This is a genomic window from Gemmiger sp., assembly GCF_057431175.1.
This window is the reverse complement of sequence record NZ_DBMDDV010000001.1, coordinates 1-23213: the sequence shown is the minus strand read 5'-3', so window position 1 is coordinate 23213 and position 23213 is coordinate 1. Positions and strand designations below refer to the sequence as shown.

The following is a 23213-nucleotide window of genomic DNA, read 5'->3' as shown; positions in this document are numbered from 1 at the left end:
GGTCACCTCCGTTGTGCAGGGAAGTTCTGACGCTTTTCTTTTTTGACTAGGGTGTAGTTACCGAGGACATCGACCTGATACTTTTGAACCTTTTGCAGGGTTTTAAAACCAAGACTTCCTACAATATACGCGTTATCATGCGTAGTTACCGTGATGGCACCTGACGAAATATTTCCGCCTTCAAAATAGGTCAAGCCGCAATTCATCTGTGTTTCTTTTTCCAGTGTACTGTCACTGTTTTGCACTTTGAATTTCATTGTGCGCTTACTTTCAATACGAATCAGGTCATTCTGACAAAGTGAGAACAAAAAGTTTTCTTCGTCCATTTCCTTCCACTCATCGTAATTTTTGTATGCGACTACGGCTTTATTGGGCAATTCCGGTTTCACCGTATCTGCCACATAGATCGGCACCCAGTAATAGCCGTCGCCCGGCACAAAATAGACATCAATGCGTACCATCGTATCATTGTCGGCCACACCTTTTCCTTCATGGACTGCAACCATGCTGGTGGCTTTATCATACACTTTAACCTTGCGCACCTGTGCTCCCGGCGTTCCATCGGCACGCGGTTTAAAGAACGGTTCTGCAAATGCCTTTTTCCCATCGCCGCCAAAAGCTGTCAGCTGTTCCTTTAAAGCATTGTACAGCAGGGTATCACTGCTCGGATTAAAATATCCTGCAATTTCTCCCTCTTTGTCAAGCTTCAAATCTGTAATCGACCGGCGCTGAACCGTATGCGCATCATCCAAGCGGCCCTTTATCGTCTCCTTATGTGCCGCTCCCGTCATCTTATGCCGCGGCATACGCGACACAAACACCGGCTGGATGCTTGCTATATCCACATTTTGATAATATACCGGGTTGATCTGCATTAAATTTTCCTGCGGGCAGGCCGACAAACGCTGCATCAGCTCATCCCGGAATCGCGGCCACGGCTCCGGGAAGCGCTCGCCCCGGGTGTCCGAGGTTTCGATATGCGTGTAGAACCGCGACACCCGTTGGATCATCCCATCCGTCGTGCAGGCAATGACCGCCGCATCTACGGCGTGGTGCAGGTCGCCGTCAGCACGCACCTTGCCAAGCCCCCAGCGTTTGCGCAAAAACGCTGTAACTGCGCCGTTTACAGCAACCACACGCTTCTTACCTGCCGCAGGGAAATCTGCAAACGCAAGGTGGCTGCGAATGTAGTTCAGCATAAAACTTGCAATATACTGTGTGTCCTGCAAATTACGCTGCATAAAACCTTTGCTGTCTTCTTCGCTCAACTTCTCCTTTAGCAGATTTTGACGCTTGCGGTAATTTTTTACACTTGCTTTTGTGTAGACAATAAAATCATCCCGTCGTTTTCCTTGCAGATATTGCAGCGGAAGGCGATTGCCTTTCTGGCGGTTTTCCGACGCCAGCACCAATACTTTGTTCGCACGGCGGTCGTCAAAGCTGATGCTGTACGGAACAATATGGTCAACTTCCGCATAACCTGAAACAGTAATGGCCTTTTCCAGTTCCAGCGGCTGCAGCGAATACGCACACCGCCCATCCTGTTCTTTCCACAACCTGTATTTTACAAGATCCTGACCTGTGATATTTCTCCCTGGGAACAGTTCATGCAGGTCTTTCATCAAACGCTCGTTCTCGGCGTTATTGCCTTTCATGGCCTTGTCAAGGTCATTGCGCTGCTGGAAGTTTTTGCTCATCTCCCGCGCCAGCTCCAAGTGGATATTGACCGGGCTTTCTCCCTGCTCGCGGATGATTGCATTGACAACTTTGATAGTCTGCGCCACCGCACGCCGCACCACCGGGCTTGTGATGTCCTCCATTTCCTCTGTGGACGCAGGCAGGAACTGCGATTTTTCACCACGGTAATTTCCCTGAAAGTCATATCCCGCTTCTTTGCAAGCGTCGTTATAGTTCAGTCCTTGTTCCAAATAGGGGATCAGTTTTCGGCACGCTTTGACAGAAATATGCCCGAACCCGCTAAAGCTGGGCAGCGTCATCAAAGCATCAACTTCCAGCGGTTCAAACTGCGCTTCTTCCAGCTTTGCTCTGAGCGTAGCTTCATTTTTATACATTGTCAGCGCCGTTGCCGCTGCATCCAGCCTATCGCGGCTGACACTGCGGATGTAGTCTTTCCGCAAGGTATTGAGCACTTTGCGCATTTTGTGGTAACAGGGGAGACATACAATTTTCTCTTTTTTCTCGCAATCCTCAGTTGTTTGTCCGTCCCGATATCGCACCATATTGAATCTTGCCTGTTCCGACAGGGCAAGAGCCTTGCGTATCCTGGCAAAATCCAACTTGTCCGTTTGATAGCATACGGAAAGTAATTCTTGCCGTTCTTCTGCCGTCAGTATACGTGCCGCACCGCTCTCTATAATGCGGATATGATTGATTTTTTGCAGCAGCGTAAAATATTCAAACGACCAAGTTGCTTTGGCTGCACGCGGTTCGGCTTGTCCTTCAAGCGTGCAGGTTCCCACCATCTTTTCAACGATGTTGCCGCCGTAGGGGCTGTTTCCGCCGGGGCCTTCATCAAACGAACGCTGACGCGTCAAAATCGTAAGGTACTCCGCTTCCATTTCCGGCGAAGCCCACGCCGCACCATACTGGCGCTGCGCAGCAAAAAGCTGTACCGCTTCCTCCACGATTTGATCCCGTCTGACCGTAGAAAGATAGTTTTCCGACTTGTTGCGTTTATGCTCTGCAAACACCGGGTCGCGGTACATCATCTCGCCAACCGTGCGGTAGTGGTTTTCTTCCATGCGGCGCGTGTTGGCATCGATTGCTTGCAGCAGCTTTCCGTCTTTCTGGGCATCATCTGCCTTGCGGTTGCTGCGGAAACCACGGCGCTGCATCAAGTGCAGCAAAATTCGGGCAAAGTCCGTCGCCGTTACAGGGCCATCCAACGCCTGCACACGCAGGGCATAGATATCCGGCAGGTGGCCCGCCTGCACCGCTTCTTCTATTTTCGCTCTGCCCGGCAAGCCGTTTTGCGCCATCAGCTCATACAAGTCTGCCTTGCGCAAGCTGCGGCGGCGCAGTCTGCGGCGCGTGCTTCTGGCTTCCCGCCGCGGCGCAGCAAGGCTTTCTCCGGTTTTGGGCTGCTCCGCCTTGTCAAATATGCGCGAGCCGCAGCGGATCAGTCCATAAGGCTCTGCATTTTCGTTCAGCGCTACCACGGCCCAGCCAACAGACGCAATGCCAATATCCAGGCCAATTCCATAGGGGTGCTTCATATTCACCACACCTTTTCTTTTTTACTATTATCATACCGCACAAAGAATCACACGGCAACTGACATTTTCCACGAAAATTTGACAAAAAAGATGACGCCCTGTCATAAGACAGGGCGTCAGAGCTTTACGGTCCCATGACCTTATCATAGCAACCATAATAGTTCTTGGTATGGTATAAGAACTGTTTATAGTATACAACAGCCCTTGAAAAAATGCAAGTCTTTTTTACGGCAGCTGCGGGGCATAGGCCTCCAGATGGCGGGGATGGCCGGGGTAAACGATGGCAATGCCGTCGGGGCCGGTGTTGGCGCTGACAACGCCACCCAGCTGGAACACAATGACCGGCGCATGGCCGAATGCCTTTTTGCAGGCCTTGACAAGCTCGTCGCGCTTGGAGGTGCTGGACGTGTAAGCCACCATATAGGGGGTGTCCTTCATGGAATCGACGCGGCTCTCCACCCATTTGATCATAGCGGCGGGCACGGCAGCGTCGCCGCGCACCTTGGCCTCGACCTTGGAGACGCCCGCGTTCAGGCTGATGATGGGGCGGATGCCCAGCAGGTCACCCACCACGGCAGCGGCGGCGCTGACGCGGCCGGACTTCTTCATCTGCTTCAGGCTGTATGCGGCCAGGCAGATTTCCACGCGGTCCAGGCTCTGCTTCATCTCCTCCACGCAGGTGGCAAGCTCGCCGCCGTTGCGCACTTTGCGGGCACACTCGCACAGATACCAGCCGTAGGGCATCGAGTAGGTGTGGCTGTCGATGAGCTGGATGTTCAGCTTATGGCCGGGGCGCTCCTCGGCCAGCATCTCCGCACCTTTGACGGCGTTGTTGTAGGTACTGGATCCCGCGCTGTTGATGCACAGATGCACCAGGTCGGTATAGCCTTCGTCCACATAGCGCTCGTAAATCTCGCACCACTGCAGCTGGGTGATGGCGGCGGTGGTGGGCACGCCCTGGGCGTCGCGCATCATCTGGTAAAACTGGTCGTTGGTGAAATCCTTGCGCTCCATGTATTCCACGCCGTCCAGGTTGATGGGGAAGCCCACGACCTCGATGCCGTACTTGTCCGCAAGCTCCTGCGGAATGTCGGAACAGGAATCCGTCAGAAAACCGATCTTGCTCATTTTACATCCTCACTCCATTCGTAGCGGGTCAGCTGCCCGCGAGTCTCTAAGTCGGCAAAATCCCATTGGCGCAGGGCCTCATACGCGCCCACGGCCACAGCGTTGGACAGGTTCAGGCAGCGCTCGCCCCGGCGCATGGGCATACGCACGCAGTCGGCCTCGTGGGCCGCCAGCAGTTCCTCAGGCAGGCCGGCGTCCTCGCGCCCAAAGACGAGGTATGCGCCGTCGGGATAGTGTACATCCACATGGCGGCGCGGGCCTTTGGATGTGAAGTAGAAAAACGGACCCTTGTTTCGGGCGAAAAAGTCCGCCAGGTCTTTATAATATGTTATATCAAGCTGGTGCCAGTAGTCAAGCCCGGCGCGCTTCAATTTTTTATCGTCGATAGTAAAGCCCATCGGCCCCACCATATGCAGCCGCGCACCTGTCACCGCGCAGGTCCGGGCGATATTGCCGGAGTTCTGCGGTATCTGCGGCTCGACCAATACAATGTTTAAGGTTGGCATATGTTTACAGTCCTGTTTGTTTGAATTTTGTGTGGTGGCAGCTTTGTAGGGCGGCCAGTCCTCTGGCCGCCACATCGCCGCCCTGTTGCAGGGGCGGCGTCCCCGACGCCCCGCCTGTCTGCCGCTTCACTCCTGCCGCAGCTTCGGCAGCGCATTTTCCAGCCAGACACCCAGGCGCTCATCCGCACCTTCGGGGGTCTGGCGGATGCACTCGGCCACAAAGGCGGCGGCTGCCTGCACGGCAGCCTGGGGCACGTTGCCCTGCAAAATGCGCCCTACCAGCACAGCAGCAAAGATATCGCCGGTGCCATGGAACATCCGGGGCAGCAGCGGCGTTTTGACGGTGTAGCCCTCGCCGCCGCGGGCCGCGCCCACACAGCCTATGTACCGCCCGCCGTTCAGCCCGGTCACACCGGTCACAACGACCTGCGGCGCAATGCGCACCAGCCGTGCCGCCTGGGCGGCGGCCTGCTCAGCACTGCCCACACCGGGCAGCGGGTCGCCCAGCAGCAGGGCAGCCTCGGTCACATTGGGCACGATCAAATCAGCCTTACTGCACAGATTGTACATAGCCGGGACCATGTCGGCCCCCAGCCCGCTGTACAGCCGCCCGCCGTCGCCCAGCACCGGATCCACGACCTTGAGCGCTTTCGGCCACAGCTCGAACGCCTGTTCCACCAGCCGGGCCTGGGCGGAGTCCGCCAGATACCCAGAGTAGATGCAGTCGAATTTCACACCCAGCCGGTGGTAATGCGCCAGCGCGGCAGGGCCGTAGCTGGGGTCGGCCAGCTTGGCCGGTGCGCCCAGTCCGCCGGTATGGGTGGACAGCACCGCCGTGGGCAGTGCCACAGTCTGCACCCCCAGCGTCGAGAGCACCGGTGCGATGACCGACAGCGCCGCCCGGCCAAAGCCCGGCAGGTCGTGGATGGCTAATACGGTTTTCGGTGCGTTGGTCATGCCGTGTTCCTCCCTTCTCGGCCCCCTCTGGGGCTGCCGCCGCAGCGGCCGGGGGAGAGAGCTTTTCCGTCAGCACTCGTTCCCCGCTTTTTTGAGTTCTCATAGATTCTACCATAAAACCCGCCGCAAAAAAAGCCGTATTGGGTCGATTGTCCCGATTTGTTTGGTTTTTGGGCAAAGACCACAAAAAAGCCGCGCACAGCGGCCTGAGCCTGTACGCAGTCGAGGTTGATTTTCCTTGTATGCCGCAGCAGTTCTCCACATACCCGTACCTTATAAGGGATTCGTCAGTCCAGTGCAATAAGGTCTGACCTCTCATAGCGATTATGTTCCCTACATCCAATTTCACAAAAACACCCTCTGCCGCGAAATGACGGCAGAGGGTGTTTTTCACACATTTTACAGTTTACAAAACTCGCACGCGGATAGCAGGCTCAATAGCTCCCAGCTTCGTGGCCAGGTCGTCGGTGACGTTGCCGGTCACATCCAGCAGGGTGTAGGCCACATCCTTTTTGCCCTTGTTCACCATGTTCTCAATGTTCAGGTGGGCTTCGGTCAGAATGCCGGTGATGGCCGAGATCGCACCCGGTGCGTTCTTGTGGATGATGCAGATGCGGCGGCCGCTGACGCGGGGCTGGCTGACATCCGGCAGGTTGACACTGTGGGTGATGTTGCCGTTTTTCAGGTAGTCGCTCAGCTCGGCGGCTGCCATCACGGCACAGTTCGTCTCGCTCTCCGGCGTGCTGGCGCCCAGGTGCGGCGTGCAGTAAACGCCCTTGACGCCCAGCAGTTCCTCGGTGGGGAAATCGCAGAAATACTGCGCGACCTTGCCGCTGTTCAGCGCGTCCAGCAGGGCAGCGTTGTCCACCAACTCACCGCGGGCGAAGTTCAGCACGCGGACACCGTCCTTGCACATGGCCAGCGTCTGCGCGTTGATGGTGTGGCGGGTCGTGGGCAGGTAGGGGACATGGATGGTCAGGTAGTCGCAGCGGGGCAGCATATCGCCCAGCGTGACGCAGTGCTGCACACTGCGGGACAAGCTCCACGCTGCATCGATGGAAATGTAGGGGTCATAGCCCAGAACTTCCATGCCCAGCGCCACGGCGGCGTTGGCAACGCGGGCACCGATAGCCCCCAGGCCGATGACGCCCAGCGTCTTGCCGCGCAGTTCGGGGCCGACAAAGGCTTTCTTGCCCTTCTCCACATCCTTGGCGATGGTGTCGCGGCCTTTGAGGGTCTGCGCCCAGTTCACAGCGTCCACCATGTTGCGGCTGCCCGCCACCAGCGCGCCGATGACCAGCTCTGCCACGGCGTTGGCATTGGCACCCGGCGTGTTGAACACGACGATGCCGGCATTGGTGCATTCCTCCACCGGGATGTTGTTGGTACCTGCACCCGCGCGGGCGATGGCCAGCAGGCTGTCCGGCAGCGGCGCGTCGTGCATATCGGCGCTGCGCACCAAAATGCCGTGGGGCGCGGCGGCCTCATTGTCGATTTCAAACTGGTTGGCAGGCAGTTTGGCCAGCCCAACCGGCGAAATAGCATTCAAAGTTTTGATTGTATACATATAGATTACTCCCTGTTCCCCTTAATTCTGCTTTGTAGGGGCCGGATATGTCCGGCCCCTACAAAGCGGCCGTTCAATGCTCCTTGCGGAACTTCTCCATAAAGTCGACCAGCTTATCGATGCCCTCCGGCGGCATGGCATTGTAGATGGACGCCCGCATACCACCTACCAGGCGGTGGCCTTTCAGGTTCACAAAGCCCGCCTCGGTGGCTGCGGCGCAGAACGCCTTGTCGGTGTCGGCATCGGGGCTTGTGAAGGTCACATTCATCATGCTGCGGTACTTTTTCTCCACCGGGTTCTTGTAGAAGTCCTGGCCGTCGAGGTAATCGTAAAGCACCTTCGCCTTGGCGGTGTTGATCTTCTGCATATTTTCCAGGCCGCCGATCTCGTTCTCCAGGTAGTTCATGACCAGGCCGGTCATGTAGATGCACCAGCACGGCGGGGTGTTGTACATACTGTCGGCGTTCAGCAGGGTGGTGTAGTTCATCATCGTGGGGATCTTGTCGGGCGTCAGGCCCTTGGCGGCCTTGCCCAACAGATCCTCCCGCACAATGGCGACTGCCATGCCCGCGGGGGCAATGTTCTTCTGCACACCGAAGTAGATGACACCGTACTTGCTGACATCCACCGGCTCCGAGCAGATCATCGAACTCATGTCCGCGACCAGCGGCACGCCGTCCACCTGCGGTACATCGACGAATTTCGTACCGAAAATCGTGTTGTTCTGGCAGATGTGGATATAGCTGGCGTTGGGGTCATAGTCGATGGCCTTCACGTCGGGGATATAAGTAAAGTTTTTGTCCTTGCTGCTGGCGGCAATGCGGGCCGTGCCGAACTTGGCGGCTTCCTCGGCAGCCTTTTTGCTGAAGTTGCCGGTCACAAGGTAATCCGCCGTGCCGGTGGTCATAAAGTTCAGCGGCACCATGGCAAACTGCTGGGTCGCGCCGCCCTGGAAAAAGCCCACCTTATAATTGGCGGGGATGTTCAGCACCCGGCGCATGGCGGCCTCGGTATTGTTGATGATTTCATCGAACCATTTACTGCGGTGGCTCATCTCCATCACGCTCATGCCGGAACCATGGTAGTCCAGCAGTTCAGCCTGTGCGGTCTTTAAAACAGCCTCCGGCAGCATCGAAGGGCCGGCACTGAAATTGTAAACTCTAGCCATCGTAATTTCCTCCCTGGCAGTAAATGAAATGCGACCCGCACACGGCGGATCGCATCTTGCCGCGCCGTTGCGGTATGCCAATATTATAGGAATTTTGCCCCCGCCCCAGCAAGCGGGCAAAGTTACGAAAAAAGCCCAAAATCCGGCAAGTGTTTCTGTAAAGTGACAAATTGTTTTCTTTGCAAGGACACTATGCACGACATTTGTAAAAGTTATTTGCTGTTTATGCCAAAATAAGTCCCTGAGATTTGTGCAATATTTCCTGTTGCATTTCAATCTACCACAGATGTAAAATAAATATAGATATTACTTCCACATTTGTAAAATTGCAGCCCGTAGGAGCGGGGCTTTGCTCCGCCCGCGCTGTTTTCCCGCAATCGTCTACTTATCTTATACGACCGGGCCGGGCATGCCCGGCCCCTACATCGTCGCCTATGAAAAAGGAGCCTATCATGGAACAACTTTCCCGCAGTGAAGAACAGGTCATGGCCGCACTTTGGGCCTGCAATCGCGCCGCCACCCGGCGCGAGATCGCGTCACACCTGCCGCCGGAGTGCCACTGGGCAGACTCGACGCTGCTCAATTTTCTGCTTCGCCTTGAAAAGAAAAACTTCGTCCGCACCGAGAAGCAGGGGAACAAGAACCTCTACACACCGCTGGTGCGCCGCCTGACCTACTGCGGCGCGGTCAGCCAGGCGCATTTGCAGACGCTCTACGACGGGGACATTCGCGCCATGGTGCGGGCGCTGGCTGACACCGGCCGCATGAGCTACGCCGACACCGAGCGCCTGCTCCGCTTCCTGACCGAGTACCAAGCTGCCAACCCGGAGTACGATTACGAGTAGTCATACACTGCCCTGCATCTCCACCATGTCTTTCCAGAACCGCTTCTGCACGTGGTTCATCTGGGCTTTCTCGTTGCGGCGCTCCTCGATGGTCAGCGCCTTAAAAAAACGTTTCCACAACTGCTGCCAGTTCAGTTCGTCCTCGTCTGTGCCGGGGGTGTAGTGTTCCATCGTCAGGTACTGCACCTGCCCGCCGCGCCGCACCAGCGCTGTGCCGTGGGTCGCGTCAAAAATCAGAAAATCCTCATCCGGCAGGCGGCTGCAAAAATGCCCGCGCAGCAGCGGCAAGACTTGGTGCTTCGGGTGGATGACCGTGCCCAGCATCCCGTCCCGCTCCTCAAACCGGATGAACTCGATGAACTTGCCCGCCTCGTTGTTGACGGCCCGCTCGATGGCGAACGCCGCTGCCACATCCGGGTCGCCCAGCATCTGCACGGCCTGCGGCCCCTGGGCAAAACAGCGCCGCGCAAACCGCAGCAGAGTCAGATCTTTGCCCGGGTCAGTGCTGAGGAACCCTGTTACAATGCGATCCTTGACCTGTGGCCCGAGCCGGTCCAACCCCACCGCCACCCGCTTCGCGCGCTGCCGGTCAGTGAGGATTTCCCGCGTGCCGAACAGGTTCAGCTGGCCTTCTTCAGGTGGGCAAACCTCCGACGGTATCTCGTGCCGGGCATAACTCTCGAACACGCAGCACAAAAAGCCTGCAAAACTTCCGTCATAGCGGTAGGCAACGTCGGTCACATTCGCTTCGTAAGGCATTGCAGTGCCTCCTGCCGCACGGTTTTGGCGGCCACGTCAGCCGCCATACCGCGGGCGGCCAGTTTTTGCACAGCCGGGGCTGCATCCGGTAGGGCCTTGGGTACAAAATCGTCCAGCGAAAGCTGCTGCATCCCTACGCTGAACGCCTTGGGGTCGAGCAGGGCGTTGGCAATTTCCGCACGGTTTGCGTGAGCTGCTGCCCGGCCCTTGCAGGTGATGAAATACTGCGCCCGCTTGACCACCACGCCAATGCGCTTGAGTTCGGCCAAGCCCAGATTCTGCGTGCGCCGCGCCTGAATGATACGCAGGGCGCTTTTGGGGCCGATGCCAGGCACCCGCAGCAGCTCCTCCTTCGCGGCAGTATTGATCTCCACTGGGAAAAACGCCGGGTGCCGCACGGCCCAGGTACATTTGGGATCGAGGTAGGGGTCAAAATTCGGCTCATCCTCGGTCAGCAGTTCCCGCGCCGAAAAATGGTAGTACCGCAGCAGCCAATCCGCCTGGTATAGCCTGTGCTCCCGCAGCAGGGGCGGGGCGGTGTGCGGCGCGGGCAGACGGCTGTCCGCTACCACTGGCAGATAGGCCGAGTAAAACACACGCCGCAGCGCATATTTTTTGTATAGCCCTTCTGTCAGGTCCATGATATGCCGGTCAGTTTCCGGCGTAGCGCCAATGATCATCTGGGTGCTCTGCCCGGCCGGGGCAAAGGGCTTCGCGCCCCGGTAGAGCACCATCTCTTTTTTGCTCTGGGCGCTCTGCACCGCGATCTGGCCCATGGGGCGCAGGATGGCGGTCTTTTTCTTGTCTGGGGCCAGCGCCGTCAAGCTCGTCTCGCTAGGCAGTTCGATATTGACCGAGAGGCGGTCTGCCAGCCGCCCGATCTTCTCCACCAGCAGCGGGTCCGCGCCGGGGATCGTCTTGGCGTGGATGTAGCCGTTGAAGTGGTATTCCTCCCGCAGGATGTGCAGTGCCTCGATCATCAGCTCCATCGTGCGGTCGGGCGTACCTAGCACCGCGCTGGACAAAAACAGCCCCTCAATATAATTGCGGCGGTAAAACCCGATAGTCAAATCGGCCAGCTCCCGCGGGGTGAAAGTTGCCCGGGGCCGGTCGTTGGTACGGCGGTTGACACAGTAGCTGCAATCATAGCTGCATACGTTGGAGTACAGCACCTTCAGCAGGGAAACGCAGCGCCCGTCTGGCGTAAAGGCGTGGCAGATGCCCGCCGCCGCACAGCTGCCCAGGCTGCCATGCCGCCCCGGACGGTCAACGCCGCTGGACGTGCAGGCCACATCATATTTGGCGCTGTCCGCCAGAATTTCCAGTTTTTCCGCAAGGTCCATCGCACCTGTCTCCTAAAAAAGGGTATAAAAAATACAGCCCGCCGCATATCCTTGTTTTGCAAGGTGTGCCGCGGGCAGCATTTTTGTGAAATAATTCAATTTCTACATTGAAAGTCCAAATTATAGGACTTCGCTTATGCTACAATAGAATCGTGAAAGGGCTTTACCACTTTGCCTTGGTTTCCACGACCTTGCCGGCGATGTAGAGGTGATCCAATTCCTCACCCTTGATGACCATTTCGTCATAGGCCGGGTTGAAAGGCTGTAGCACGACCGAGTTGCCGCGCTGGATATACTTTTTCAGCGTACCCTCGCCGTCTGCGCCATAGACCAGCACACCCAGGTCGCCGTTGTCCAACGTGTTCTGACGGTGAACGAGGGCCAGGTCGCCGTCGGAAATGCGCGGCTCCATACTGTCGCCCTTGACCACGAGGAAGAAGTAGTTCTTCGGATCCTTGACGCAGGCGTACTCCTTGCCGTAGTCCTCCTCAAAGGCGAGGGCCCCATACCCGGCGCGGACGGTGCCCACCACCGGGATCTGGGATTCGGTATAGCGGCTGAAGGCGTTGCGGCCCACGGCAGCGGAAACGCCCGGCTCCTTACGCAGGCCCAGCAGCACATCGGAGGGGGTATCCAAAATTTCTGCCAGACGCGCGACGGTCTGTGGGTCCGGGGTGGAACGCCCGGTCTCCCACTTGCCGACAGCCTGCTGCGTCACACCCAGCATTTTGGAAACCTCGGCCTGGCTGTACCGTTTGGCCTTGCGGGCCTCTTTCAAGCGCTCTGCAAACATCGGAAATCTCCTTTTTATAGTAGGGTAAACCACATCTTGTATGCGGCTCTGATTCTTTAGTCTCATTATACAACTGTCCGTGGTTTTTGTAAAGAGTTTTTTGCAAACATTTTCAAAAATAAGTTGTAAATAGGCATTGACAACAACCGTCTGGTGTATTATGATAAGAGCAACGAACAAAACGCTGTTGTCCGTTGTTAAAATTGCGGCAGTCGGCCACGCGGGGCCGACTGATTTGGAGGTATCGGTATGAACTGGGAACTTATCAAAAACAAGCTGTGCCGTCTTGTCGCCACGGCGGCTATCCTGTTGGGAGGGGCTATGCTCAGTGCTGCCGCCTCCGGCTCCATGCCGCTTTGGGCGGCCATTCTGGGGCTTTTTGCGGCGGTCATCATGCTCAACGCCGTCTGCGGCATCCTCCTGCCCCACCCGGAGGAATCGGCCGGCCAGCCTGCCCCCGCGCCGCGCAAACACCCTGCGGTACAACTGCGCGTCGTGCGCGGCGGCCACGCGGCGTAAAACTCTGCCTACTCCTATTCGTTGTGATACACATATAACTGCGGCAAGCCCCGCGCAGCTTTCCGGCTGTGCGGGGCTTGCCGTATCCAAAATTTCATGCTACAATGAGGAAAACGCCAAAGGGGATGTGACCACACATGAAGTTGTTGGAAGTCTGTGTTGACAGCCTGGCCTCCGCCCGCGCCGCCAAGCAGGGCGGGGCCGACCGGCTGGAATTTTGCAGTGCGCTGGCCGTGGGCGGTCTGACGCCCTACGCCGACCTTTTGCGGCAGGTCAAGGCCGAAATGTCCTTGCCAGTGCGCTGCCTGATGCGCCCCCGTGCCGGGGATTTTCTCTACACAAAAGAGGAGATCGACCTGCTCTGCCATCAAATCAAGACGCTGCATGCCGCCGGGGCGGACGGTTTCGTCATCGGCGCACTGACACCGGAGGGCACGCTGGATCTGCCCGCCATGCACACGCTGCTGGATGCCTGCGACGGTGCGCCGGTCACATTACATCGCTGCATCGATGTTTCCCGCGATTTGCGCGAAACCTACCGTGCCGCGGCGGCCCTTGGCATCGACACAGTGCTGACCAGCGGCGGGGCCGAGAACTGCCGCAAGGGTGCATCCCAGCTGGCCGGGCTGCTGCGCCTGCGGGACGAGCTGCACGGCCCGGAAGTGCTCATTGGCGCGGGCGTCAACGCTGCTATCATCGACGAACTGCGGGCTGCGCTGCCCGGGGCGCGTGCTTTCCACGCCAGCTGCAAAACGCTGTTGGACAGCGGCATGACCTTCCGCCGCGAGGGCGTACCCATGGGCCTGCCCGGCCTGGACGAGTGGCACATCCAGCAGACTGACGCCGAGACCGTGAGAGCGGCGAAGGATGCGGTGATGCGGTGATTTTCCGAGCCTTCTGCCGAGGGAGAAGGTGGCCGAAGGCCGGATGAGGGGCAGGTTCACGCAGCAGCCTCTTTTAACGGGCGATAGCGGCAAAGCCGCCCCCCCCATCAGTCCGCTTAGCGGACAGCTTCCCACGAGAGGGAAGCCATTTTATTCAGTCAAAAAGACAAACCCCGCCTGCCGATTGTTTCATCGGCAGACGGGGTCTAATTTTCATCATAAGGGTCGTCAAACAGTCCGAACATCGAGGTTTTCTCCAGATCAGGCGCGTTGTACTCCCGCACGGGGCGCACAGGCTGGAACTCGTCGGTCGTCTCGGGGGCGCCGCGGCCATGGTGGGAGCGGGGGCGGGGGGCCGCCGCCATGGCGGCCTGCAGTTCCTCCTCATACGCATCCTCCCTGTGTTCGGGTGTCAGTTCCAGTTCCTCCAACAGGCTCTGGATGGCCGCGCAATCCTCGGGCACGTCGGTCAGGCTTGCGCCGTAGTGGCAGAACAGCACCGTGCCGTCGCGATCCAGAATCAGTGTCAGCGGCAGCTGCTGTTCTGCGCCTTTTGTGGGCTTGTAGCCCTGCTTTTTCGCTTCGCGCAGGATGCGCCAGCCTTCCAGCGAGTAGCTCATCAGGGTGCTTTTGCTCGTGGGGATGTTCAGATGCTCGTACAAAACACCGGCCGCGTCGCAGAGCAGGGGATAGGGCAGGGTGTTCGGCCCGATACTGCGGGAGAGCTTGTCCGCGCGGGAGCGCACCACCAGCGCAAAGCCGCCGTCCTGCAAGGCTGCGTATGTATTGGCGTAGCGGCTGGCAAAGGTGCGGGTGATGGGGTGGCCGAAGTTTGCCATAAACACCAGCACCAGCGGCGCGCGCTGCGAAAGCAGGTCGCGGAAGCGGTTCTTCGCGCTGTACGGTGTATCGTACAAAAAGAAGGGGAGCTTGTCCCCGACGTGAATCCTATCCGCCATGGTCAAACACCCCTTTCCCAAAAATTATAACCCAAAAAACCGGACAGGAAAAGCCCTGCCCGGGATGTGTGCTGTAAGAACCCCGCACAGCCGTCTGCAGCCAATCAAAACCTACCGGTATAGGCAGGTGGGTATCCTACGGGGGCGTTCACGCTCCCTTCTTCAGCCCAAAGGCGGGAAGGTTTGCAATCCAGTCCCAGACCCGGATTCCCTAAATTTGATTAGTAGGATTTTATAAGGCCGCAACAAATCGAACCGCGCAGGGTGTGAGGCCTTGCAGCCTCTTACTGCAATTCAGAGTCGTCGATGTCGTACATCGCACGCAGGCGCTCCTCGAACACCTTGCCGACGGTGATCAGTTCCTCATCGTCGTCCACGATGTCCATATATTCGCCCTCGTCGTCGGTGCCAATGCGCATCAAAATCAGCTCGGCGTCCTCCTGCAGGCTCTCCGGATCCTCCTGGTAGGGGATGACAGCCAGATAGCGGGTGCCGTTGACTTCGGTAGCATCGATCACTTCAAACGTGACCTCCTTGCCATCCTCATCTTCCAGCGTCAGCAGGTCGGGGGTTGCCTCTTCCAGCATTTCCGGGCTCAGTTCGTCAGACATAAGTGACCTCCTGTGGTCGTTCGTATTTGATGCTTATAGTGTACCCTTTTTTTTACCAAACGTCAAGGGTGTTCAAGCGGGAAGTTCTGTGGTATAATCAATTTAATTGGATTTTTCACGGAGGAAACGCTATGCGCAAATCACTCTGCCTGCTGCCCGCACTGGCCCTGGCGCTGTTGTGTGCCTGCGGCAAAGCCGATACAAAAACGCCGCCCACCCGCCCGGCTGACCTTATCAGCACCGAGCGGCAGTTCACTGCCCCCAGCGACGGCGACACGATCGCGATTTTTGATACATCCTTAGGCGAGGTGCGCGCCGTGCTCTACCCGGACGCCGCGCCGATGGCAGTGTACAATTTTGTGGGGCTGACCCGCAGCGGATATTACGATAACACGATCATCTGGCGCAGCGAGTACGGCTTCGCCGTGCAGGGCGGCGACGCCACCGGTACAGGCACCGACGGCTCCACGATCTGGAGCAACAACCCCTACCCGCTGGAAGCCGACGCCAATTTGAAGCACTACGCCGGGGCGCTCTGTGCGGCATTTGCTGCGGGCGGCGACGTGACCGGCGGCAACAGCCAGTTTTATTTTGTGACCGCCCTGCCGGACAGTGTCAGCACCGGTGACCAGCAGGCTGAGCTAACCGCCAACGGCTACACCGACGCCCAGGTCGCGGCTTACGCCGCCGTAGGCGGGCTGCCGTATTTGGACAACACAGACACGGTGTTCGGCCAGGTCTACCAGGGCATGGACGTCGTGGACGCCATGGCCTGCGTGGACACCGTCAAGGACGAGGACGGCAACGACACCTTCCGCCCGACGGAGGAGACCGCTATTACCATCAACAGCGTGACCATCACGACCTACCCCGGCCCGGGTGCCGATACCGCCGACAGCGAGAATAATGTCGGCTGACATACCCTAGTATATGCAGGCCCGCCCCCGCAAAAGTTTGGCAGATGTACCAAACTTTGCGGGGGCGGGTTGTGGTTTTTGCAGAAATTATTTCTTCGTATTCCCGCCCATGCGGCGGTCGCGGCGGGCATACTCGGCCAAAGCTTCGTCGAAGCATTTCTTCGTGAAATCGGGGAAGAGCGTCTGGGTAAAGTAGAACTCCGCGTAGGCGCACTGCCACAGCAGGAAGTTGGACAGCCGCTCCTCACCACTGGTGCGGATCATCAGATCGACCGGAGGCAGGTCACGGTAGAGGTGCTTTTCGATGACCTTCTCGTCGATGGCCTCGGGTTCCAGCGTACCGGCCTTGACCTCGGCGGCAATGGCGCGGGTGGCGTCGGTCAGCTCGGCATGGCTGCCGTAGTTCAGGCAGAAGTTGACGATACCCTTGTCATTGTCTTTCGTCAGGTTCATCATGTAGTCCATGGCATCCAGCACGCGCTGCTGCAGCCCCTCGCGGCGGCCACTGAACAGCACCTTACAGCCGCGCTCGTTCATTTCGTCGGCAATGGTGCGGAAGTTGTTGGCAAACAGGTCCATCAGATAACCGACTTCCTTTGCGTCGCGGCTGAAATTCTCCGTGGAGAAAACATAGAGGGACAGCACATAGACACCGCGGTCGCCAACGGCGTAGCGGGTGATCTCGCGCAGGCGGTCAAAACCAGCCTTGTGGCCCATGCTGACCGGCATCAGGCGCTGTTTGGCCCAGCGGCGGTTGCCGTCCACAATGATAGCCACATGGGTGGGGAAGCGGGGTTCAGCTGCATTCGGCATAATCGTTCTCCTTTTATTGCTCGGGGCGCACCAGCTCGGGCGGTTCCTCGCCGGGGTGGTGGGCGCGCCAGTTCAGAAAGCTCTCCAAAATGACGGCGGCGGACACGGAATCCAGCCGTTCCTTACGCTTGGCGCCGAAGGTATCGTTATCGGCCAGGATGGCGGCGGCGGACACGGTGGTGCGGCGCTCATCCCACATCACAACCGGCACACCGGCGGTGTTGGCAAGGCGCTGGGCAAAGCGGCGGCTCTTGTTGGCGCGGCTGCCCTCGGTGCCATCCATGTTTTTGGGCAGACCGCAGACAAGGCCCTCGGCCCCGCGAGCGGTCAGCACCTCAGTCACAGCGGCAGCGACCTTGTTCATGCTTTTTTCTTCGATTTGCGGCGTGATAGGGGAGGTGATCGTCTCCCCGGCGTCGCACCCGGCAAGCCCGGTGCGGGAATCGCCATAGTCAACGGCAAGCCATTTCATGGGCAGGCTCCTTTACATTTCGTCGTATAGGGTTATTATAGCATAAAAAAACCGCCCTGACCAGCAGGACGGGAGATTTTGTTTGCCTTGTTGCTTTGCCTTCCCCCGAGGGGGGAAGGTGGCCCCGCAGGGCCGGATGAGGGGCGGGCTTGCTACGGTTGCCCGTAAACGGGTCAGCCTGATCAGCTCTGCCCTCATCAGTCACCTTCGGTGACAGCTTCCCCCGTGGGGGAAGCCCTTGGGGTACTGTAGGGGTCGATGCTTGCATCGACCCGCGGGGCGTCGAGGACGCCGCCCCCCTACGAACTCAGACCAGCGAGCCTTTCAGCCGCTTATCCAGCTGGATGGTCAAAGCGGAGGCGAGGGCGATTTTCACGGCGTCGCCGGGCAGGTAGGGCAGGACGCACCAGCCCAAAGCGCTGACTAAATCAGCCCCCGTCAGGATCATGAACCAGATCGTGCCCAGCACGTAGCAGGCAGCGCAGCCCACGACCATGGCGACGCAGAGCGCCCAGAACTTGCGGCCCAGCACCTTGGACAGCAGGGCCGTGATGAGCGCTGTCAGAATGTAGCCGATGGCATAGCCGCCGGTCTTGCCGAAGATGGCAGACGGGCCGCCCTGGAAGTTGGCCAGCACCGGCACACCGATGGCTGCCAGCGCAATGAACACGACCTGACTGGCCGTGCCCCACACGGGGCCAAGCATCGTGCCCGCCATATAAACGGCGAACAGCGCCAGGTTGATGGGCACCCCCCACGGCATCGGCACGGCAATCTGGCTGCACACGGCGACCAGCGCGGTGAACATGGCACATAGCACCATGCGGCGGACATTGTTGGAAGTTTTTGTCATGATAAAATACCCCTCTTACATTTATAACAGACGTACGCTGACCTCGCCGCTGTTCAGGGCGGTGGGGCGGCTTTCGCCGGTAAAGCGCACGATCAGTTTCCATTCGTCATTGATGCCCAGCGCTGCGGCCTGACGCGGCTCGCCCTGGCGCGGCGTGACGAGCACCTGCCGCCCTACAAGGGCCTGGCGGCTGCGGTACTCGTCCAGGCAGCCGCTGCGCGGCCCGGCGCGGTAGAGCGGCCAGAACTCGTTCAAGAATGCCGCCGCCAGCATAGCCCGCGCCCCGGGGGCCGGGGTGCCATCATACAGTGCCCCCGCCACGTCCCGCAGGTCGTCGGGCCAGCCCTCGGCCGGGGCAATGACGTTGAAGCCCAGCCCCAGCACGGCGTAGTCCAGCATCCCGGATTCCAGATTCAGCGCGGCCTCGGTCAGGATGCCGCAGACCTTTTTGCCGTTCTTCCACAGGTCGTTGACCCATTTGATCCGGATGGGCGTGCCGCAGAGCTTTTCCGCTGCGCGGGCCGCTGCCACCGCCGCCATGGCGGTCAGGCCCACGGCCTGCCGGGCACCGATCTCGGGCCGCAGCAGCACGCTTAAATACAGCCCCCCGGGCGGCGAATAAAAGCTATGCCCGCCGCGTCCGCGCCCCGCGCTCTGCGCCTGGGCGATGAGCACCAGCCCCTCGGGGGCACCGTTGTCGGCACGGGCACGCAGTACGCTGTTGGTGCCGGGTAAGCGGTCAACGACCTCGATTTGCAGCGCCTGCAGGGGTGCTTCGTGCAGCAGGGCCGCTACGGCGGCAGTGTTCAGTACATCGACATTTTTCGACAGGGTGTAGCCGCGGTTCGTCACGGCCTCGATAGGAATGCCGTCGCTGCGCAGGGCAGCCACAGCCTTCCAGATGGCGGTGCGGCTCACGCCCAGCCGAGCGGCCAGCTCCTGACCGGAGATATACTGTCCCCGTGCGCCGTCCAGCGCTGCGAGAACTTCCTGTTTGACCATACTGCCGCCCCCCTTTCAGGCCCGACTGTAAGCCAGTATACCGCGGCGGGGGCCGGAATGTCAACGCCTTCCCGGCGTCATGGTTGACAATCAGAGCAAAAAATGTCCCGCCGGGGAGGCGGGAACGGCAAAAGCCCCGCAGGCTCTCGCCTGCGGGGCTTTTGCTATGATGCAAACAGATTTAGTGGGAAAAGTCTAAACTTAGCGCTGGATACGGCCGGAACCGTCGCCACCGGCCAGCTTCTCGACCTCGGAGACAGTGACCATGTTGTAGTCACCCTCGATGGAGTGCTTCAGGGCAGAAGCAGCAACAGCGAACTCAACAGCATCCTGGGTGCTCTTGCCGTTCAGCAGGGCATAGATCAGGCCGCCGCCGAAGGAGTCACCGCCGCCAACGCGGTCGATGATGCGCAGCTCGTACTTCTTGGAGAAGCAGTACTCGTTGGAAGCGACATCGTACAGCATAGCGCTCCAGCCGTTGTCGGAAGCGGAATGGCTCTCACGCAGGGTGATGGCGACCTTCTCGAAGCCGAACTTGTCAGCCAGCTGCTTGGCAACGCTCTTGTAGCCCTCGCGGTTGATCTCACCGGCGTAAATGTCGGTAGCCTCAGCCTCAATGCCAAAGACGTCCTTCGCATCCTCCTCGTTGGAGATGCAGACGTCAACGTACTGGCACAGGTCAGTCATGGCAGCGCGGGCCTGCTCACGGGTCCACAGCTTGCCGCGGTAGTTCAGGTCGCAGCTGATCTTGACGCCATGAGCCTTAGCAGCCTTGCAGGCCTCGCGGCAGATCTCAACAACATTCTCGCCCAGGGCCGGGGTGATGCCGGTGAAGTGGAACCAGTCCACGCCCTCGAAGATGGCATCCCAGTCGAAGTCGGCGGTAGAAGCCAGCTGAATGGCGGAGTTGGCGCGGTCGTAGATGCAGACGGAACCACGCTGAGAAGCGCCCTTCTCGTTGAAGTAGATACCAACGCGATCGCCGCCGCGGGTGATCTTGCTGGTGTCAACGCCGTAGCGGCGCAGGCTGTTCACAGCGGCCTGACCGATGGCATGGGCGGGCAGCTTGGTAACGAAAGCAGCGTCAATGCCGTAGTTGGCCAGAGAAACAGCAACGTTGGCCTCGCCGCCGCCGAAGGTGAACTCCAGGTTGTTGGCCTGGACAAAGCGCTCGTAGTTGAACGGCTGCAGACGGATCATCAATTCGCCAAAAGTAACGACTTTCATGGTGAACTCCTTTTAATTCAATATTTTTTAAAGATAGGGGAGTGGGGCGTCGAGGACGCCACCCCCTGGATTTACATTGGGATTACGCCAAATCAGCGCTGGACCAGGTGGAAGGCAAAGCCTGCAATCTCGTCAGCAAAGTAGATGGCAACGGTCTTGCCGTCCTTGACATTCTTGCTGTCCATGTCGAACTTGACGCCGCGCTGGCCCAGGTGATAGATAGCACGGTCAACATTGTTGGTCAGGATCGCGATGTGGCCATTGGTGCCGCGGCCCGGCTTCTTCATGATTTCGAATTCCTTCTTGCCCACGAAGATGCTGGAGTTGCCCGGCTTGACAGCCATGCTCAGCAGGCTGGCGATGGTCTCAGCGGTCTTGGCGGCCTCGGCCTCGTTCTCGCAGTTGATGCCGATGTGGCCCAGCTCAAGGCCCAGCATGACATCAACGGCCTCGCGGCTCATTGCGGCGATCTCGTCCCAAGCACCGGCCTTGATCTTGTCGCTCTTGCACATCCAGGTGCCGCCGACGGCGATGATCTGGTTGTAGCCCAGGTAGTTGTTGACATTCTTGGCGTTGACGCCGCCGGTGCACATCCACTTGCAGGTCTTGAGGGCAGCGCCGATGTTCTTCAGCTTGTCCACGCCGCCATTGGCCTCTGCGGGGAAGAACTTAACGCACTCGCAGCCCATGTTCATGGCCTGCTGCATCTCGCCTGCAGTGGCGGTGCCGGGCATCATGATGCCGCCCTTGTCGATGACGTGCTGGCAGACCTCGGGGTCAAAGCCGGGGGCAACGATGAAGGAAGCGCCGGCGGCCATAGCGCGGTCAGCCTGATCAATGGTCAGGACAGTGCCAGCGCCCAGCAGCATATCGGGCAGTTCCTCGTGGATCTTCTTGATGCACTCCTCAGCACAAGCGGTGCGGAAGGTGACCTCGGCGGCGGGCAGGCCGCCGTCCATCAGGGCCTTGCACAGGGGCAGGGCCTCGTCCGCGCTGTTGAAAGCAATGACCGGGATAATGCCGATCTCGTAAACACGCTGCAAAACAGAATTCATAGCAATTCTCCTTCACTGATTCTGTGCGGGCCACCCAGTTCACACACTGCGGCGGGGTCACGCACTTGGTTACTTTTATTATATCCACTGGGTCGGTGGGCGTCAATCGGGCAGAAATGTGAAAGAAAGCGCACGATTTTTGTTGTATCTGCCAAGGATTCCGCAATTCGGAAAAGAGCTTGAAAAAATCGGCCAACTCTGTTATAATCGTTCCATAATACGGAACGATTATGCGTTCCGTCCCGCAAATTAAATTTATGAAATTTTTGTTAAATTTCGTCAGGAGGCCCTTATCATGGCAGAAAAGACCGGCGTGCAGAGTGTGGAGCGCATCTTTCAGCTGATCGAGCAGCTGGCGGCGCACCCCACGGGGGTCAGCCTGCAAAAGCTGGCAGGGGAGACCGGCCTTGCCAAAAGCACCGTGCACCGCCTGCTGGCAAGCCTGGTGGGGCTGGGCTATGTGGCGCAGAACGACGAGAATGGCCACTACCGGCTGACCTTAAAAATGTTTGAGCTGTCCAGCGGCATTGTGGACAGCATGGATATTATGGGCGTGGCAAAGGCGCATTTGGAGCGCCTCTCCCAGCGCACCGGCGAGGCCGTGCACCTGGTCATCCGCGATGGGCGGGACATCGTCTACATTTATAAGACCGAGAGCGGTCCCATGCGGATGTCCAGCCGCGTGGGCCTGCGCAGCCCGCTGTACTGCACTGGCGTGGGCAAGGCTATTTTAGCCACGCTGCCAGGGGATGAGCTGGAGGATATCTGGACCCACAGCAACGTGCAGAAGCTGACCGACCGGACCATCACCGATTTGGAGGAGCTGCGCAGCCAGCTTGTGGAAGTGCGCGCCAACGGCTACGCCATCGACGACGAGGAGAACGAAGTCGGTGTGCGATGCGTGGCGGTGGCCATCCCCGGCGCCGACGGCCGCGCGGAAAGTGCGTTTTCCATCAGCGGGTTAGCGCCCTATATGACACCCGAGCGGATACGCAGAATTGCGACGCTGGCGCTGGACGCACGGACGGATATTCTGGCGGATCTGGGGCTGCGGTAAAAGATATAGAGTTGTAGGGCGGCCAGCCCCCTGGCCGCCGCATCTTGCCTTTAGTACAACTTTATCCTTTAGTCGTAGGGGGGCGTCGAGGACGCCCCCCTACCTTTCTACTTCCCGCAGAAGCTCCTCTGCTGGCACATCGTATAACTTTGCCACAGCCAGCAAATTTGTTGTGCTGGGGTCTGCGCTGCCCGTTTCCCTTAATTAAAGATATTGTTGGGTAAAAAAAGAAAGGTCAGTCGATTTTGCCGATGAAGCGGTAGTAGATTTCTACTTCCTGCTCACGGCTTCCATCCTCGCCCTTGACAGCTTCGTGGACGGTTATTTTTTCAATTAGAGTGTTCAGAAGTTCGGCGGTCAGCTCCACAGGGTTGACATACTGTTTCATTAGGGCAATCCACTTTTCAGCATCCGCTGCGGTCTGTACGGCGGCTTCCATCATTTCGTGAAGCTGTCTTATTTTTGTTTCAAGCTCCTTTTGCTCGTTCTGGTACTTCTCGGACAGCATATTGAAGTTATACTCGGTTATGCGTCCGGCAGAC

General features: G+C 58.6%; 23 protein-coding genes and 1 other RNA gene. 5 read left to right on the top strand and 19 right to left on the bottom strand.

The annotated features are described in order from the left end of the window. Positions 1–2: 2 nt before the first annotated feature. The 6 genes from cas9 to serC form a co-directional block, all read right to left on the bottom strand. Positions 3–3236: a type II CRISPR RNA-guided endonuclease Cas9 gene (cas9, locus tag ACZO0A_RS00120; RefSeq protein ID WP_302375047.1), complete on the bottom strand. Its 3234-nt coding sequence runs from the start codon at positions 3234–3236 to the stop codon at positions 3–5. Positions 3237–3461: 225 nt separating this feature from the next. Further along, entirely contained in the window at positions 3462–4364 is a 903-nt protein-coding gene (locus tag ACZO0A_RS00115; RefSeq protein WP_215692391.1) for a DegV family protein, read from the bottom strand. Beyond that, a complete protein-coding gene (locus ACZO0A_RS00110) occupies positions 4361–4870 on the bottom strand; it encodes a tRNA (cytidine(34)-2'-O)-methyltransferase (protein WP_294718197.1) in 510 nt (169 codons plus the stop codon). The genes ACZO0A_RS00115 and ACZO0A_RS00110 overlap by 4 nt, the downstream gene beginning before the upstream one ends. Positions 4871–4996: 126 nt before the next feature. Then, the gene (locus ACZO0A_RS00105; protein WP_291231595.1) at positions 4997–5827 is read right to left on the bottom strand and encodes a PfkB family carbohydrate kinase; all 831 of its coding nucleotides are present in this window, start codon (positions 5825–5827) and stop codon (positions 4997–4999) included. A gap of 406 nt (positions 5828–6233) precedes the next feature. Then, entirely contained in the window at positions 6234–7394 is a 1161-nt protein-coding gene (locus ACZO0A_RS00100; protein ID WP_215692394.1) for a phosphoglycerate dehydrogenase, read from the bottom strand. Between the two features lie 73 nt (positions 7395–7467). Next, a complete protein-coding gene (gene serC, locus ACZO0A_RS00095) occupies positions 7468–8562 on the bottom strand; it encodes a 3-phosphoserine/phosphohydroxythreonine transaminase (RefSeq protein WP_302375045.1) in 1095 nt (364 codons plus the stop codon). Positions 8563–9014: 452 nt separating this feature from the next. On the opposite strand from serC, the gene ACZO0A_RS00090 reads away from it, so the two are divergent. Beyond that, positions 9015–9407, top strand: a complete 393-nt coding sequence (locus ACZO0A_RS00090) for a BlaI/MecI/CopY family transcriptional regulator (RefSeq protein WP_291211656.1) — start codon at positions 9015–9017, stop codon at positions 9405–9407. Here ACZO0A_RS00090 and ACZO0A_RS00085 read toward each other — a convergent pair whose 3' ends face one another. The 3 genes from ACZO0A_RS00085 to ACZO0A_RS00075 form a co-directional block, all read right to left on the bottom strand. Then, the gene (locus ACZO0A_RS00085) at positions 9408–10166 is read right to left on the bottom strand and encodes a TIGR03915 family putative DNA repair protein (RefSeq protein ID WP_302375042.1); all 759 of its coding nucleotides are present in this window, start codon (positions 10164–10166) and stop codon (positions 9408–9410) included. Continuing rightward, the gene (locus ACZO0A_RS00080) at positions 10145–11509 is read right to left on the bottom strand and encodes a putative DNA modification/repair radical SAM protein (protein ID WP_302375040.1); all 1365 of its coding nucleotides are present in this window, start codon (positions 11507–11509) and stop codon (positions 10145–10147) included. Before ACZO0A_RS00080 ends, ACZO0A_RS00085 begins: the two co-directional genes overlap by 22 nt. Positions 11510–11672: 163 nt before the next feature. After that, positions 11673–12302, bottom strand: a complete 630-nt coding sequence (locus ACZO0A_RS00075) for a LexA family protein (RefSeq protein ID WP_215692399.1) — start codon at positions 12300–12302, stop codon at positions 11673–11675. 249 nt (positions 12303–12551) lie between these two features. On the opposite strand from ACZO0A_RS00075, the gene ACZO0A_RS00070 reads away from it, so the two are divergent. After that, on the top strand, positions 12552–12821 hold the full coding sequence (locus ACZO0A_RS00070; protein ID WP_294827210.1) for a hypothetical protein: 270 nt from the start codon (positions 12552–12554) through the stop codon (positions 12819–12821). 137 nt (positions 12822–12958) lie between these two features. Next, positions 12959–13705, top strand: a complete 747-nt coding sequence (locus tag ACZO0A_RS00065) for a copper homeostasis protein CutC (RefSeq protein ID WP_302375036.1) — start codon at positions 12959–12961, stop codon at positions 13703–13705. Positions 13706–13911: 206 nt separating this feature from the next. Here ACZO0A_RS00065 and ACZO0A_RS00060 read toward each other — a convergent pair whose 3' ends face one another. The 3 genes from ACZO0A_RS00060 to ACZO0A_RS00050 form a co-directional block, all read right to left on the bottom strand. Then, on the bottom strand, positions 13912–14664 hold the full coding sequence (locus ACZO0A_RS00060; RefSeq protein ID WP_302375034.1) for a thioredoxin domain-containing protein: 753 nt from the start codon (positions 14662–14664) through the stop codon (positions 13912–13914). A 75-nt stretch (positions 14665–14739) separates the two neighbouring features. After that, positions 14740–14933: non-coding RNA, 6S RNA (ssrS, locus tag ACZO0A_RS00055), on the bottom strand. Between the two features lie 15 nt (positions 14934–14948). Further along, positions 14949–15275 carry a DUF1292 domain-containing protein gene (locus tag ACZO0A_RS00050; RefSeq protein ID WP_215692403.1) on the bottom strand — a complete coding sequence of 109 codons (327 nt, stop codon included), beginning with the start codon at positions 15273–15275 and terminating at the stop codon, positions 14949–14951. A gap of 131 nt (positions 15276–15406) precedes the next feature. On the opposite strand from ACZO0A_RS00050, the gene ACZO0A_RS00045 reads away from it, so the two are divergent. Further along, complete coding sequence (locus ACZO0A_RS00045; protein ID WP_302375032.1) at positions 15407–16192, top strand: peptidylprolyl isomerase; 786 nt, start codon at positions 15407–15409, stop codon at positions 16190–16192. An 87-nt stretch (positions 16193–16279) separates the two neighbouring features. On the opposite strand, the gene uppS is transcribed toward ACZO0A_RS00045, so the two are convergent. The 6 genes from uppS to eda form a co-directional block, all read right to left on the bottom strand. Continuing rightward, positions 16280–17005 carry a polyprenyl diphosphate synthase gene (gene uppS, locus ACZO0A_RS00040; protein ID WP_215692405.1) on the bottom strand — a complete coding sequence of 242 codons (726 nt, stop codon included), beginning with the start codon at positions 17003–17005 and terminating at the stop codon, positions 16280–16282. A gap of 13 nt (positions 17006–17018) precedes the next feature. Continuing rightward, positions 17019–17477 (bottom strand): Holliday junction resolvase RuvX, encoded by a 459-nt coding sequence (ruvX, locus tag ACZO0A_RS00035; RefSeq protein ID WP_215692406.1) that lies wholly within the window; start codon positions 17475–17477, stop codon positions 17019–17021. Positions 17478–17784: 307 nt separating this feature from the next. Then, on the bottom strand, positions 17785–18330 hold the full coding sequence (locus tag ACZO0A_RS00030) for a biotin transporter BioY (protein ID WP_302375029.1): 546 nt from the start codon (positions 18328–18330) through the stop codon (positions 17785–17787). Positions 18331–18351: 21 nt separating this feature from the next. Continuing rightward, on the bottom strand, positions 18352–19332 hold the full coding sequence (locus tag ACZO0A_RS00025) for a biotin--[acetyl-CoA-carboxylase] ligase (protein ID WP_291211635.1): 981 nt from the start codon (positions 19330–19332) through the stop codon (positions 18352–18354). Between the two features lie 201 nt (positions 19333–19533). Further along, the gene (locus tag ACZO0A_RS00020; protein ID WP_215692408.1) at positions 19534–20559 is read right to left on the bottom strand and encodes a sugar kinase; all 1026 of its coding nucleotides are present in this window, start codon (positions 20557–20559) and stop codon (positions 19534–19536) included. A gap of 92 nt (positions 20560–20651) precedes the next feature. Beyond that, entirely contained in the window at positions 20652–21614 is a 963-nt protein-coding gene (gene eda, locus ACZO0A_RS00015) for a bifunctional 4-hydroxy-2-oxoglutarate aldolase/2-dehydro-3-deoxy-phosphogluconate aldolase (RefSeq protein ID WP_291211632.1), read from the bottom strand. Positions 21615–21909: 295 nt separating this feature from the next. Here eda and ACZO0A_RS00010 point away from each other — a divergent pair, with 295 nt between their 5' ends. Beyond that, the gene (locus ACZO0A_RS00010) at positions 21910–22671 is read left to right on the top strand and encodes an IclR family transcriptional regulator (protein ID WP_291211629.1); all 762 of its coding nucleotides are present in this window, start codon (positions 21910–21912) and stop codon (positions 22669–22671) included. A 235-nt stretch (positions 22672–22906) separates the two neighbouring features. Here ACZO0A_RS00010 and ACZO0A_RS00005 read toward each other — a convergent pair. Then, positions 22907–23213, bottom strand: a 307-nt coding sequence (locus tag ACZO0A_RS00005) for a DUF4368 domain-containing protein (RefSeq protein ID WP_486845892.1), incomplete at its 5' end; no start/stop codon positions are given.